This is a genomic window from Nonomuraea angiospora, from assembly GCF_014873145.1.
In the GTDB taxonomy this organism is placed as follows: Bacteria; Actinomycetota; Actinomycetes; order Streptosporangiales; family Streptosporangiaceae; genus Nonomuraea; species Nonomuraea angiospora.
Genome location: NZ_JADBEK010000001.1, coordinates 335404 through 350068 on the forward strand (window position 1 = coordinate 335404; position 14665 = coordinate 350068).

Annotated in this window: 10 protein-coding genes; 5 read left to right on the top strand and 5 right to left on the bottom strand. The window is 71.7% G+C overall.

Annotated features, from left to right (window positions below; genetic code table 11):
* The first annotated feature begins 4 nt into the window (after nucleotides 1-4).
* From H4W80_RS01520 to H4W80_RS01535, 4 genes are read left to right on the top strand one after another with little or no spacing between them, the layout of a single operon-like run.
* A complete protein-coding gene (locus H4W80_RS01520; protein ID WP_192783398.1) occupies nucleotides 5-997 on the top strand; it encodes a zinc-dependent alcohol dehydrogenase family protein in 993 nt (330 codons plus the stop codon).
* A gap of 42 nt (nucleotides 998-1039) precedes the next feature.
* Complete coding sequence (locus tag H4W80_RS01525; RefSeq protein WP_225964384.1) at nucleotides 1040-1597, top strand: TetR/AcrR family transcriptional regulator; 558 nt, start codon at nucleotides 1040-1042, stop codon at nucleotides 1595-1597.
* Nucleotides 1598-1610: 13 nt separating this feature from the next.
* Nucleotides 1611-1946, top strand: a complete 336-nt coding sequence (locus H4W80_RS01530) for a cupin domain-containing protein (protein ID WP_185074468.1) — start codon at nucleotides 1611-1613, stop codon at nucleotides 1944-1946.
* A 12-nt stretch (nucleotides 1947-1958) separates the two neighbouring features.
* Entirely contained in the window at nucleotides 1959-2354 is a 396-nt protein-coding gene (locus H4W80_RS01535) for a tautomerase family protein (RefSeq protein WP_192783400.1), read from the top strand.
* On the opposite strand, the gene H4W80_RS01540 is transcribed toward H4W80_RS01535, so the two are convergent.
* Both H4W80_RS01540 and dnaE read right to left on the bottom strand, forming a co-directional pair.
* On the bottom strand, nucleotides 2355-2675 hold the full coding sequence (locus tag H4W80_RS01540) for a DUF6300 family protein (protein ID WP_192783401.1): 321 nt from the start codon (nucleotides 2673-2675) through the stop codon (nucleotides 2355-2357).
* A complete protein-coding gene (dnaE, locus tag H4W80_RS01545) occupies nucleotides 2672-6211 on the bottom strand; it encodes a DNA polymerase III subunit alpha (protein ID WP_192783402.1) in 3540 nt (1179 codons plus the stop codon). Before dnaE ends, H4W80_RS01540 begins: the two co-directional genes overlap by 4 nt.
* Before the next feature lie 118 nt (nucleotides 6212-6329).
* Between dnaE and H4W80_RS01550 the strand changes: the two genes are divergently transcribed.
* A complete protein-coding gene (locus H4W80_RS01550) occupies nucleotides 6330-7286 on the top strand; it encodes a LysR family transcriptional regulator (RefSeq protein ID WP_192783403.1) in 957 nt (318 codons plus the stop codon).
* 21 nt (nucleotides 7287-7307) lie between these two features.
* Here H4W80_RS01550 and H4W80_RS01555 read toward each other — a convergent pair whose 3' ends face one another.
* The 3 genes from H4W80_RS01555 to H4W80_RS01565 form a co-directional block, all read right to left on the bottom strand.
* Entirely contained in the window at nucleotides 7308-10307 is a 3000-nt protein-coding gene (locus tag H4W80_RS01555) for a GH92 family glycosyl hydrolase (protein WP_318786658.1), read from the bottom strand.
* Nucleotides 10308-10489: 182 nt separating this feature from the next.
* Nucleotides 10490-13267, bottom strand: a complete 2778-nt coding sequence (locus H4W80_RS01560) for a helix-turn-helix transcriptional regulator (RefSeq protein ID WP_192783404.1) — start codon at nucleotides 13265-13267, stop codon at nucleotides 10490-10492.
* Nucleotides 13268-13307: 40 nt separating this feature from the next.
* On the bottom strand, nucleotides 13308-14519 hold the full coding sequence (locus H4W80_RS01565) for a S1 family peptidase (RefSeq protein ID WP_225963180.1): 1212 nt from the start codon (nucleotides 14517-14519) through the stop codon (nucleotides 13308-13310).
* Between the last annotated feature and the right edge of the window lie 146 nt (nucleotides 14520-14665).

Below are 14665 nucleotides of genomic sequence, written 5' to 3' on the forward strand. Positions count from 1 at the left end.
TGCCATGACGAGGACTGTGCGCTTCCACGAGGTCGGCGGGCCCGAGGTGATGCGGCTGGAGGACGTGGAGCCGGGCGAGCCGGGGCCGGGTGAGGTGCGGATCCGGGTGGACGCGATCGGGGTCAACCGGGCGGAGGCGCTGTTCCGGAGCGGCCGGTACATCGAGCCGGTCAAGCGGTTCCCGGCCGGGCTCGGCTCCGAGGCCGCGGGTGTGATCGAGGCGGTCGGCCCGGAGGTGAACGGGTTCGAGGAGGGGCAGGCGGTCAGCGTCGTGCCGAACTTCTCCTACAACGACTACGGCATGTACGCCGAACGGGCGATCGCGCCGGCGAGCTCGCTCGTGCCGCGCCCCGACGGGGTGGACGCCGTCTCCGGCGCGGCGGTGTGGATGCCCTACCTGACGGCCTACGGCGCGATGGTGGAGGTCGGCGGGGTGCGGGCGGGCGACGTGGCGGTGGTGAACGCGGCCTCCAGCAGCGTCGGCCTGGCCGCGATCCACACCGCCAACCGCCTGGGCGCCACGCCGATCGCCGTCACCCGCACCGACGCCAAGAGGCGCCGGCTGGTGGAGGAGGGCGCGGCCGAGGTGATCGTCTCGGACGAGGAGGACGTGGCGGGCCGCATCCTGGCGCTGACCGGCGGCCGGGGCGCCGAGTACGTCTTCGACGCCGTCGCCGGACCGGGCGTGACGGAGCTGGCCAGGGCCGTGGCGGCGGACGGGACGCTGTTCCTGTGGGGTGCGCAGAGCGGGCAGCCGACGCCCTATCCGGGGTTCGACCTGGGCATGCCGGCGCTGAACCTGCGTACGTACACGGTGCATGAGATCACCCGGGATGCGTCGCGGATGCGCCGCGCGGCGGCGTTCGTGGCCTCGGGGCTGCGCACCGGGGCCTTCCACGCGGTGGTGGACCGCGTGTTCCCGCTGGAGGAGATCGTGCGGGCGCACCGGCACATGGAGTCCAACACCCAGTTCGGCAAGATCGTCGTCACGACCTAGTTGCCTTCTGTACCTACTAGTATGTACGCTCGTGGCGTGGACATGAGGGAACGGTTGATCGAGAGCACCCGTGAGCTGCTGTGGGAGCGCGGCTACGTGGGCACCTCGCCGAAGGCGATCCAGCAGCGCTCCGGGGCGGGCCAGGGCAGCATGTACCACCACTTCCGCGGCAAGCCCGACCTGGCGCTGGCCGCGATCGCCCGGAGCGCCGAGGAGATGCGCGGGCGCGCGGAGGCGGAGCTGTCCGGCCCCGGCACCGCGCTCCAGCGGATCACCGCCTACCTGAGCCGGGAGCGCGACGCGCTGCGGGGCTGCCCGGTCGGCCGGCTGACCCAGGACCCGGACGTGATGGCCGATCCCGAGCTGCGCCGTCCGGTCGAGGAGACCTTCTCCTGGCTGCGGACCCGGCTGGCCGCCGTCCTCGCCGAAGCGCGGGCGGACGGCGAGCTCGCCGCCGGGCCCGACCCGGCGGCCACCGCCACCGCGCTGGTCGCGGTGCTGCAGGGCGGATATGTGCTGGCCCGCGCCGCCGCCGACGCGGAGGTGTACGCGCAGGCCGTGGACGGCGCGCTCGGCCTGCTCGCCGGACATGCCCAGTGAAGGGAGCACCCGCATGAGCGCCATCAACCGCGAGCACCTGGTGACCGGCGACCTGACCGGCCGCCCCGGGCGGATCGACCGGGTGGAGACGCACCGGGTCACCCTGCCGCCGGGGGCGGCGAGCGGCCCGCACACCCACCCCGGCGGCGTCGCCGGCTACGTCACCGCCGGCCGGATCGTGTACGAGCTCGACGGCCACCCCGCCCAGGAGCTCCGCGCAGGGAGCGCCTTCTTCGAGCCCGCGGGCGCGACCGTCCGCCGCTTCGACAACCTCTCCGCCACCGAGCCGGCCACGTTCGTGGCCAGTTACCTGCTCACCGGCGACCAGCCCCTGATCGAATCGCTGTGAAAGAAGGAACCCATGCCCTTTGTTCGGATCGACGCGCTCCGTGCGGATCCGCAGCGGCTGGAGGCCCTGGGCCGGGCCGTTCACGACGCCCTGGTGGAGGCCATCGGCATCCCGCGGGACGACCTGTTCCAGGTGCTCACCAGCCATGACGGCACGCGGGGCACGTTCCGCTACGACGACGGCTACCTCGGGATCCACCGGGACGACGACCTCGTGTTCGTGGCCGTCACCATGCGCGCCGGGCGCACCGCCGACCAGAAGCAGGCCCTCTACCGCAGGATCGCGGAGCTCGCCGAGGAGTACGCGGGCACCGAGCCGCGCAACGTGTTCGTCACGGTCACCGAGAACTCGCTGCTCGACTGGTCGTTCGGCGAGGGCGTGGCGCAGTACGCCGACGCCGGCGCCTGACTACAGCTCGCCGCGATACCAGGCTTCGGTCTCGGCCGCCAGCGCGCTCTCGTCCGGTCGCGGGGGCCGGGCCCGCTCGGCCCAGTGGCGCAGCCCCCGCGCGAGCTGGGCGGCGTGCTCCGGCCGGACGGATCCGTGCACGGCGAAGTACGTGACGATCGGCCCGGCGGCGGGGTCGCCGGCGTCGCAGCGGGCGCACAACAGGACCTCGCTGACGCCCCGTACCTCGTTGCCCGCCGCGTTCGTCCAGGTGTGCGGCAGGCGCAGCACGGCGAGGACGCTGCCGGTGCGGCAGCGGGGGCAGGGCCGGTCCCCGGTCATGCGCCGCCGATCGCGTCCGCGCCCAGCAAAGCCTTGACGTCTCCGTAGAGCGCCGGTTCGGCGGTGACCCGGAACGGCTGGAGGTTCAGCAGCACGCTCCTGGCGCCCGGGCGGTGCAGGCGCACGTGTACGGGCGCGCGGCCGGGATGGGTGGTCAGGATGTGCTTGAACTCCTGGACGAGCCGCGCGCTCAGCTGGGTCTCCTGGATGGAGATCACCACCGGAGGCTCGGTGTCCGCGCGGGAGACGTCGAGGAGGGCGATCTCCTCGCCGTACACGCTCATCGTCTCGTCGCGGACGTTGATCCGGCCCCGCACGGAGATCACGCGGTCCTGGGCCAGCGCCTCCCCGTACAGGGTGTAGGTCTTGGGGAAGACGAGCACCTCCATGGCGGCGTCGTGGTCCTCGAGGGTGACGATCGCCCACGGGCTGCCCTGCTTGGTCACCTTGCGCTGCAGGCCGGAGATGATGCCGCTGATCCGGGTCGCCCCGTCCTGCCGCCCGGAGGCCAGCAGGTCGGCGAGGGTGGTGTCGCGGTTGGCGTCCAGGATCCGCTCGGCGCCGTCGAGCGGGTGGCTGGAGACGTACAGGCCGAGCATCTCGCGCTCGAAGGCCAGCAGGGTGACGCCGTCCCACTCGCCCTCGGGGATCGCGATGGAGAAGGCGTCGCTCTGGCTCGGCTCCCCGAACAGCGAGTCCTGGCCGCGGGCCTCGTTCCGCTTGACGTCGATGATCGCGTCCACGGCCTGCTCGTGGATCGCGACCAGGGCCTTGCGGTGATGCCCCAGGCTGTCGAACGCGCCGGCCTTGGCCAGCGACTCGATGACGCGCTTGTTGCAGACGGCCGCCGGGACCTTGCCGAGGAAGTCGTTGAAGTCGGTGTAGGGGCCCTGGGCCTCGCGGGCGGCGACGATGGCGTCCACGACGCCGGCCCCGACGTTGCGTACGGCGCCCAGGCCGAAGCGGATGTCGGACCCGACGGCGGCGAAGTCCAGCCGGCTGGCGTTGACGTCCGGGGGCAGCACCTTGATGCCCAGGCGGCGGCAGTCCGACAGGTAGACGGCCATCTTGTCCTTGTCGTCGCCGACGGAGGTGAGCAGGGCGGCGAGGTACTCCTGGGGGTGGTTGGCCTTGAGGTAGGCGGTCCAGTAGGAGACCAGGCCGTACCCGGCGGTGTGGGACTTGTTGAAGCCGTAGCCGCTGAAGGGGACGAGGACGTCCCAGACCGCCTTGATCGCCTCGTCGGAGAAGCCGCGCCCGCTCATGCCGGCGGAGAAGCGGTCCCATTCGGCGTCCAGGACCTCCTTCTTCTTCTTGCCCATGGCCCGGCGCAGCATGTCGGCGGCGCCGAGGGAGTAGCCGGCCAGCTGCTGCGCGATGGCCATGACCTGCTCCTGGAAGACGACCAGGTGGTAGGTGTCGCCCAGGATGGGCTCCAGGGCCTCCTCCAGCTCGGGATGGATCGGCTCGACCGGCTGCTTGCCGGTCTTGCGCAGGGCGTAGTTGGTGTGGGCGTTCATCTCCATCGGCCCGGGCCGGTAGAGCGCGTTCACCGCGGCGATGTCGGTGAACGTGGTGGGCTGCATGAGCCTCAGCAGGACCCGCATGCCGCCGCCGTCCAGCTGGAAGACGCCGAGCGTGTCGCCGCGCGCCAGCAGCCGGTACGTGGTGGCGTCGTCGAGCGGGATGTCGAGGTTGTCGATGTCGACGCCCTTGTTGGCCCGGACGTTGGCGATCGCGTCGCCGATCACCGTGAGGTTGCGCAGGCCGAGGAAGTCCATCTTCAGCAGGCCCATGTCCTCGGCCTGCGTGAAGGGGAAGCCGGTCACGATCGGGCCGTCGGCCTTGGGCTTGACCAGCGGGATCACGTCGATCAGGGGCTCGCTGGAAAGGATCACGCCCGCGGCGTGGATGCCGGTGCCGCGGGTGAGGCCCTCGATCCCGGCCGCGGTGTCGAGCACCCGTTTCACCTCGGGGTCCTGCTCGTACATCTGGCGCAGCTCGGCCGCCTCGCCGTGCCGGGGGTGGCCCTTGTCGTGGATGGCGGCCAGCGGGATCTCCTTGCCGCCGACCGCCGCCGGGAACGCCTTGGTGATGCGGTCGCCCAGGGCGTACGGCAGGCCGAGCACGCGGCAGGAGTCCTTGACGGCGGCCTTGGCCTTGATGGTGCCGAAGGTGACGATCTGGCAGACGCGGTCGTCGCCGTACTTGCGGGTGACGTAGTCGATCATCTCGTCGCGCCGCCGGTCGTCGAAGTCGAGGTCGACGTCCGGCATGGAGATGCGCTCGGGGTTGAGGAAGCGTTCGAAGATCAGCTTGTGCTCGATCGGGTCGAGCTGGGTGATCCCCGTGCAGTACGCGACGATCGAGCCGGTGGCCGACCCGCGCCCGGGGCCCAGGCCGATGCCGCGCTCCCGGGCGTGGCGGCAGATGTCGGCCACCACCAGGAAGTAGCCGGGGAAGCCCATGGCCTCGATGACCGACAGCTCGTAGTCGATGCGGTCGAGCACCTCCTGCGACGGCCGGCCGTAGCGGCGGCGGGCGCCTTCGAGCGTCTCCTTGCGCAGCCAGCTGGCCTCGCTCTCGCCCTCGGGCACGGGGAAGCGCGGCGTCAGGTCCCGGTGGGCGAACACCTCGCCGTAGTCGCCGACCCGCTCGGCGATCAGCAGCGTGTTGTCGCAGGCGCCCGGCACCTCGGCGTCCCACAGCGCGCGCATCTCGGCGGCGGACTTGACGTAGTAGCCGCTGCCGCTGAACCGGAACCGGTCGGCGTCGGCCAGCCGCTTGCCGGTGCCCACGCACAGCAGCGCGTCGTGCGCCGGGGCCTGGCTCTCGGTGACGTAGTGCGAGTCGTTGGTGGCCAGGGGCGGCAGGCCGAGCTCCTTGCCGAGCCTGAGCAGCTCCTCGCGGACCCGGCGCTCGATGGCCAGGCCGTGATCCATCAGCTCCAGGAAATAGTTGTCCCTCCCGAAGAGGTCGCGGTAGCGGGCGGCGGCCTCGACGGCCTGGGCGTACTGGCCGAGCCGCAGCCTGGTCTGCACCTCACCGGACGGGCAGCCGGTGGTGGCGACGATGCCCTGGCCGTGCTCGGCGAGCAATTCATCATCCATACGCGGATATTTCTGGACATGGCCTTCCAGCCAGGCCCGCGACTGCAGCCGGAACAGATTCCGCAGGCCCTGCGCCCCGGTCGCCCACATCGTCATGTGCGTGTAGAGGCCGCGCCCGGAGACGTCGCCGCCCTCGCCGGTCTCGTCGTTGGAGCGGCGCAGCGCGAGGTTGTCGCTGTAGTACACCGGCTGCCGGTGCCGCCGCGAGAGCGGGGCGACGTAGCTCTCGATGCCGATGATCGGCTTGATCCCCGCCTTGCGCGCCGCCTGGTAGAACTCGTACGCGCCGTGCACGTTCCCGTGGTCGCTCATCGCCACCGCGGGCATCCCCTGCCGGGAGACCTCATCCATCAACAGCCCGACCTTGGCCGCGCCGTCGAGCATGCTGTATTCCGTATGCACATGGAGATGCACGAAAGATCCCATCGAGACCACGCCTCCTGGTTGTAGGCTCACCCGCGAACCCGAGCATTCGACCCGAGAGCAGGCCCGGTTGTCCAACAATCGACACACCGAAGAACCACAACCAACGGTGGTTGAAGAGATGGCGCCCGACCTGGATCTCGCCGCCGTCCGCGCCTTCGTCGTCATCACCGAGGACCGCTACTTCAGCGAGGCCGCCGCCAGGTTGCGCATCAGCCAGCAGGCCGTCTCCAAGCGGATCGCCAAGCTGGAGTCCGACCTCGGCGTACGGCTGTTCTCCCGCACCCGCACGGGGGCCGACCTCACCGAGGACGGCAAGGCGTTCCTGCACCACGCCCGCGCCCTCGTCGGCATCGCCGACCAGGCCCGCGAAGTCCTGCGCGGCCGGCGCCGCTCGCTGCGGGTCGACGTCATGGACACCCGGATGCACTCCAGCGACCTGATCCGGAGGTTCCACGAGAGCGTCGAGGACGCGGACGTCGAGGTCGTCACCTCCAACGGGCTCCGATCGGCACGCGGCGCGCTCGCCCGCGGGTCCATCGACGCCGCCTTCGCCCGCGTCAGCGGGACGCTGGAGGAGGACCTCCGGCACGTGCCTGCCTACCTCGACCCCGTGCATCTGCTGGCCGCCCGCGACCATCCGCTCGCCGGCCTGCGGGAGGTGGAGGTCGAGCGCCTGTCCGGGGTGACCGTGTGGATGCCCGGCAACGTCCCGGGCAGCGAGTGGGCCGAGTACTACGACATTCTGAGCGCCGCGTTCGACATCCCGCTCGACACGGCGGGGCCGGACTTCGGCTGGGAGTATTTCACCGAGCAGATCGCCTCGGGCGAACGGATCGGGTTCGTAGGGGGGCGGCTGCGGATGCCCTGGAACCCGCGCACCGTCCAGATCCCGGTCGTCGCCCCCGCCCTCGTGTACCCGTGCTCGCTGATCTTCCACCGGCACAGCCATCACCCGGTGCTGGCCCGGCTCGTCCGGTACGTCACGGACACCTACGAGCCGTTCGACCCGCGCCGCCAATGGCTCCCGGACCCCGACCGCGCCGCCTTCACCACGGCGCCGGCCCGCCGCCCGTAGCGGGCCGGGCGCCGCGGGTGGTCAGGTGCGGGTCGTGAGGGCGAAGATCTTGACGTTGGGCATCGCCGGGCTGGTGAACGAGACCGTCTCGCGGGCCGCGTCCACCGGCACCGACACCCGCCAGACGCTCACCTTGCGCCCGTCGGCGGTGCCGTTGACGTTGTAGCGGGTACCGGCCGTGATCGCCGCCTCCTCGCCGAAGCGCGGTGACGCGCTCGCCCAGTCGGTCACCTTCAGCGGCGCCGTGGACGTCGTGCCGTCCCCGTAGGTGATCGTGAGCTCGGTCTGCTGGTCGCCGTTCACGGCCGTGACCAGCAGGTCGAGGGCCTGGTAGCGGCCCGGCGTGAGGTAGGTGCGCTGCCCGCGCAGGCTGTGGAAGTTGCCCGCCGTGCCCCTGGTCTCCGGGATCAGGTAGGCGCCGCCCGACACCGTGCGCAGGCCCGGCTCGGGCAGTTGCTCGGCCGGGAAGCTCCAGCCCTTGCCGTCCAGGTTGCCCTGGGACCTGGCGTCCGTGGTGGCCACGCCGTCCACGTCGTACTGGATCCTCTGGGCGCAGGAGGAGCCGGACGGCTCGCACGCGGCCGGCAGGTTCGGGATCGGGGCGCCGGCGGCGGGGACGCGGTCCACGGGGAGGTCGCCGGGTGCGGTCGCCCACGAGGTGTCGGGGGTGGCGCCGACGGTGACCACGACGTCACCGCCCTCGTTGAGCAGGGACTCGGGCAGCCAGGAGCGGGTGTGCGCCCGGCCGTTGACCCGCACGTCCTGGATATAGACGGCGTCGGGGGCGGCCTGCGGGGCGCTCACGGTGATCGTGCGGCCGTTGCCGCGCTTGATCCACGCCTTCGCGAACATGGGGCTGGACAGCAGCATCTCGGCCCGGCTCGGCGTCTGGGGGTACATGCCGAGCGCGGCGAAGACGTACCAGGCGGACATGGTGCCGAGGTCGTCGTTGCCGGGCAGGCCGCCGGGGCCGGTCCGGTACACGAGGGACGCCATCGCGCGTACCGTCTCCTGGGTCTTCCACGGCCGGCCGAGCGCGTTGTAGAGCCACGGGACGTGGATGCCGGGCTCGTTCGTCGGGTCGTAGCGGAAGCCGTCGCCGCCGGTCGCCCACGAGCCGTCGGCGCGGTGGAAGAACGTGTCGAGCCGCTTGGCCGCCTGCTCCCGGCCGCCCATGGCGGCGGCCAGCCCCGAGACGTCGTGCTGGACCATCCAGGTGTAGGTGGCGCTGGTGCCCTGCGCGAAACCGGCGTCGGAGGTCGCCGAGAACGGCCACAGCCAGGTGCCGTCGGCCTTGCGCGCCTGCTGGTAGCCGCCCTCGGGCCCGGCCGACGGGTTGAACGTGTTACGCCACCAGCTCGCCCGCGGCATCAGCAGGTCGCGCTCGGCGGTGCGGCCGAGCCGGTCCGCCCAGTCCGCGAGCGCGAAGTCGGCGGTCGCGTCCTCCAGCGTCTCCGCCGCGCCGCCCCAGCAGTGGCAGGTGTCCTGGGGCGCGTAGCCGAGCCGCAGGTACTCGGCCAGGTTCGGGCGCTGGCCCTCGCACTGCCCCGGGCACCCCTTGTCCGACAGGCCGGACGGATGGGGCACGGTCGCCTGCGCGAGCAGCGAGTCGAAGGCGCCGCGCACGTCGAAGTCGCGCACTCCGAGCGCGTAGAAGCCGGCGAGCGCCGGGGCCGACGGGTCGCCGGTCATGACGTGGGTGGGGCCGTTGACGTGTACCCAGCGGTCCCAGACGCCGCCGTTCTGCCGCGCCAGGTTGTACAGGGACTGGGCGTAGTCGCCGGCGACCCGCGGTTCGAGCAGGGCCAGGAGCTGGGTGTGCGCGCGGTACTGGTCCCAGCCGGAGAAGTTGCCGTACTGGACGCCCTGGCCCCGGGCCAGCCGGTGCACCTTCCGGTCGCTGCCGAGGTAGGTGCCCGCGACGTCGCTGGTCACGTTGGGCTGCAGGTAGGCGTGGTACATCGCCGTGTAGAACGTGGTCAGCAGGTCCGCCGAGCCCCCGGCCACCTCGACCGAGCGCAGCCGCTCGTTCCAGGCGCGGGTGGCCCGGGCGGCCACGGACGCGACGTCGTCCCGCCCGGAGATCTCCTTGGCCAGGTTCTGCCTGGCCGCGGCCAGGCTGGTGTAGGAGATGCCGACCTTCATGCGGACGTCGGCGCCGTCGAAGGTGACGTACCCGCCGGAGCCGCGGCCCGCGCGGTCGGCGCCCGTGGCGTAGCCCTCGCCGCCGCTCGCCGTCGTCGTGCCGGGGCGCAGGTCGCCGTTCACCCAGGTGCCGGTGGCGGCGAAGGCGCGGTCGAACGTGGCGGCGAAGTGCAGCCGGTAGTAGCTCTTGCGGTTGTTGACGCCGCCGTTGGCCCGGCGGCCGCAGAACGCGCCGGTCAGCACCGAGCCGGTGACCGTACGGGTGGCGGGGTCGATCGTGATCTCGGCGTCCTCGCTGCCGTTGAGCGAGTTGGACACCCGGAACAGCAGGCTGGCCGGCGAGCCCTCCGGGAAGGTGAACTCACCAACGCCCGCCCGGGTCGTGACCGCGAGGTCGGTCCTGACGCCGGAGTCCAGCGTGACCGTGTACCGGCCGGGCCGCGCGCTCTCCTTGTCGTGGGTGAACGTGCTCGCGTAGATCGCGTCGGTCGTGTCCGCGGTCGGCGAGGAGGTGACCTGGCCGGCGAACGGCATGATCGGGACGTCCCCGGCGGCCCCCGGATGGCAGCCCGCGCCGTTGACGTGCGTGAGCGCGAAGCCCCGCACGCGGGGCGCGTTGTAGGAGTAGCCGTTGGCGCCCGCGGCGTTGGTCTGGTCGCCCGCCGTGTTGGTCGGGCTCCACGAGATCATCCCGAACGGCAGGACGGCGCCGGGATAGGTGTTGCCGCCGTTGGCCGATCCGATCAGCGGATCGACGTGGCGTACGGGGTCGGTGACCTTGGCAGGGGAGTGGGCTGCGGCTGCCGGGACGGCGACGGCCGTGCTGAGCACCGCGCCGATGATCGCGGTGACGAGCCACGAGCGAGGAGAGAACACGTCGTGATCACACCGGCTCACATTAACTGAGCCATGAACACGTACGTAAGACCAAAAGTCCGGATGTGGTCAGTATCCCCTCACCTGGGGCCAGGCCAGCTCGAACCCGGCCGGCCGCCTCACCGGTGTTCCACTCCACCGGGTGCAGGCGGTAGCGCCCGAGGTCAGCCCGCAGTGCTCGGTCACGGTCGGCCGGTGGCCGCGGGGGTTCCGAGATCCAGGTGGTCGAGTTGGGTTCGGGAGGTCACGCCGAGTTTGGGGTAGGCCTTGTAGAGATGCTGCGCCACCGTTTTGGGGCTGAGGAAGAGCTGCCCGGCGATGTCGCGGTTGCTGAGGCCGGCCGCTGCCAGCCGTACGACCTGGAGTTCCTGGGGCGTGAGCCGGTGCAGGCTCGCCGCGTCGGTCCCGTATTCCGGCCGGGCCTCGCCGGCGGCGTCCAGCTCGGCCCGCACCCGGTCCGCCCACGGTCGTGCGCCGAGGTCCTCGAAGATCCGCAGGGCGGTCCTGAGCTGGATCCCCGCCCTGGCCCGGCTGCGTCGCCTGCGCAGCCACTCGCCGTAGGCCAGGCGCGTGCGGGCATGCTGGTACGGCTGCGCGCATCGTTCGTGGAGCTCGATCGCGGCCTCGAAGTACTCCCCGGCGTCACCGCCCGAGGTCGTCATGGCTCGGCAGCGAAGCGCCATGGCCGAGACCCAAGGTCTCCCCACCGTCCGGGTCCACTCCATGAGCGTCCGCAGCGACCGCTCGGCGACGTCGGTCCGGTTGGCGCGTACCCCCGCCTCGATCAGGTCGGCGGCGCACCACACGGCGACGATGGGATGCCGCGTGGCCTCCAGATGGCCGACGGCGTGCGCCGCGCGCCCCGTGCCCAGCTCGAGCAGGCCGAGCGCCCATGTGCCGAGAGCCCCGGCAGGCACCACTCCGTGGTCGTTTCCATAGCGGATGGCGGCCTCGGCGAGCATGCGGCACCGCTCGCGGTCGCCGCTGATCGCGGCCAGCCAGGCCAGCAGACCACCGAGATGGGCGAGGCGGTGGAGCTGGCCGAGGTCGCGGCCGATGTCGTAGCCCTCGGTGGCGTTGGTGAGCGCGTCCAGATGCCGTCCGCCGAGCAGTTGCGCCTCAGTGATGATCTCGAGCGCATGTGGCAGGATCCCGACCATGCCGTGCGTCCTCGCGTGCTCCGCGACGGGCTCGGCCAGCTCGAGCGCGACCGTGTCCTGTGCCGTGATGAGGGCGAGTGAGGCCGCGAGGAGACGTTCGGCGGGCCGGTGGGCCGGCAGGTCGTGCGCCGCCGCGATCAGCTCGTGAATGGGGGTTGCGACGCCTCCTCTGCCCGCCAGCAGGTCGGCCATCGCCCGCATCGCCCTGACCAGCGGCGTCAGGCCTGAGCCCGGTGGCACGTCGATGTGGCTCAGCCGCTGCGCGGCATCGTGCGCCCGGCCGGCGTCACCGCTGAAGGAGAAGGTGCGGATGGAGTGGGCGAGCATCAGCGCGGCGCGCTCGGGATCGGTGCGCTCGATGGATTCGGCGCTCTTCACCAGGACCTCTCCCGCGTCCGACGGGAAGCCCAGCTCGAACTCCACGGCGGCGCGCACCCTCGCCAGACCGGCCAGCCGGGCGGGGTCGTGAGTGAGGGGCTCGGCGCGACGCGCGAGGTCACGCGCCTGCCCGAGCTGACCTGACTGGACGGCCGCCTCGGCCGCGTAGGAGAGCCGCAGGCCGCGCTGGCGGCGATCGGCGGTCAGGTGGGCGGCCCGCTCGTAGGCGGCGGCCGCGGTGGCGTACCCGGTCCGCCCGCCCGCCCGGTGGGCAACCCCTTCGAGGGCGGCCCCTATGGCGTCATCGGAACGGGTGGCGGCCAGGGCCAGGTGCCAGACCCTGCGGTCGGCGCTCTCGCCGTAGGTGAGCAGGACGTCGGCGAGCGCGCGGTGCGCCGCGCAGCGGCGGGTGAAGGGCGCGCCCTGATAGACGGCCGACCTGACCAGTGGGTGCCGGAACGCCAGCAGGCCACCGTCGATCCGTATCAGGCCGGCGGTCTCGGCCGATTCGAGGGCCCGCTCGGCTTCGGCCTGCCCGTCGGCCAGCTCCGCGGCACGAAGGACCAGCTCCAGGTCGCCCGTGTCATCGGCGGCCGCGAGGAGCAACAGGCGTCGCACCGCCTCCGGCAACGCGTCGACCTGGCGGTGAAACGTCTCGTGCAATTTCCGGGTGACCGGCAGAGGGGCCTGCGGGGCGCCTGACCCTTGCGAACCTCCCAGGCCGCGGGCGCCGAAACCCTGCGGATCGGCGACCCCGGCCGTCTTCGCGAACTCGATCAGCGCGAGCGGGTTGCCGAGCGCCTCGCTCATGATCCGTTCGCGCAACTGCGGAGTGAGCCCGGGCGCCCGTTCACGCAGCAGCGCTTCGGCGGCGGCCGGGTCCAGCCCCGACAGGGGGAGCTCGTCAAGCCCCGCGAGCGCGGGCCAGTCGTCCCTGGCGGCGAACAGCAGCACCACGCCCCCGACGGTCAGCCTGCGGGAGGCGAAGATCAGCGCGTCCGCGGACGACCTGTCCAGCCATTGTGCGTCGTCGATCAGGCAGAGCACGGGACCGCTGCCGGCCAGCAGCGTCAGGACCGCGAGGCCGACAAGGAACCGGTCCCCGGTGGCGGGGACGAGCCCCATCGCGCCGCGCAGGGCGGCCGCCTGAGTGCGCGGCAGCTCCTTCAGCCTGTGCATGACGGGCTGAAGGAGCTGGTGCAGTCCGGCGAAAGGGAGCTCGGCCTCGGATTCCACGCCGTTGGCCCACAGCAGGCGTACGTCTTGCGCGGTGTCGCGCGCGTGCTCAAGCAGCGCGGTCTTGCCGATGCCCGGCCCGCCCCTGATGATCAGCGCGCCGCTCCCGCCGTCCGCCATGCCGGCCAGCAGCCCGTCGACGACCTGCCGTTCCCGCACCCTGCCCGTCAAGGACGCCCCGCGCACAGTTGATCATTGTGCCGCCTTCTTCGCGCCCTGGCCAGAGTCAGGGCAGCACGCGGGGGAAGATCCCGGGGAAGGCGTCGAGGGCGTCCCACACGTCGGTGAAGTACTCCCTGCAGTCGCCCGAGCCGTCCAGATTGCTGCCGCCCGAGTGGATGCCCTTCACCTGAACGCGGCCGTTCGACATGACGTAGTACGTCGGGCCTCCCGAGTCGCCGTGGCCCGTGCACGTGCCGTCCTTGGAGCCGGCCACGACATTGCGGACGGTCTCACCGCCGCTGTAATTGATGTTGACGCCGTAGTTGTAGACCTTCCACCCGCAAAGCTCGCCCCTCTTGTAGCCGCTGTTGCAGTACGAGTCGCCCACCCCGGCGCGGCGCGGCGCGAGCTGGCCGATGATCGAGGTGTAGGGGTTGCTGACGGATCCGCGGTAGATGTAGTAGCCGCTGGTCCCGTTGGGGATCTCGATCAGCGCGAGGTCGCCTCTGAACTCACTCTGGCCGGGTAACAGCGTGGAGCCCCGCCCGTCGTACCAGTTCTCCCTGGTGTTCTCGCTGACCCAGCCCATGTAGTCGGTGTCGTTGCCGTTGAAGAAGAAGCCGCCCTTGGGAGCGCAGTGGCCTGCGGTCAGCATCCCCGACTTGTCGCCCGGCAGCCAGACGGGGATGCCGGAGGAGCATCCGACCACGTTCCCGTCGGGGGACTGGCGGATCGTCATCTCCGCGGCTCCGCCCCAGTTGTCGGGCCCGTCGTCGGAGCGGCTGGACTTCGTGGGGTTGAAGGCGGGATCGACCTCGACGGCGAACGCGTCGGCTCCGTACCTTGCCGTCAGCGCCTGGAGCATCGCGTCGGTGGTCTTGTTCACCGTGACGATCACCCGGTTGTGCTCGGCGTCGATGCGGGTCATCCGGATGGCCTCCGCATCGGGGACGTCCGCCGCCGGCTCCCCGATCGCGCCATCCTTGATCTTCTCCAGTACGGCCTTGCTCCGGGTGACCGGCCGCTGGACGACGTCCTTCCCCTGATCGGCGGCCAGGCGGTTGCCGGTGCCGGTCACCGTTCCGAGGACCACCTGGCCCGTCTCCGGATCCACCCACGGCTCGCCGAAGTCGTCGGGGTGCTGCTCGGCCAGCTTCCGTGCCCTGTCCAGGGCCAGTGCCGTGGGCTCGGGCAACGTCTTGACATCGGTCGACTGCGGCGACAGCAGCACGGGCCCGCGTGGGGGCCCCGCCGAGGCGAGCGCCGCTGCGGGCATGGTGGTCACCACGGTGAGAGCTAAGGCTGTGGCCAGACCTGTGGTTCTTCTGCGCACGCGTTCCTCCACGTTCCCGAGAGCCCGAATGGCGACCAATCTAGGGACGTGGCAGGCAGATCGAATCAGGAGCGTAGCCTCAAAAACCG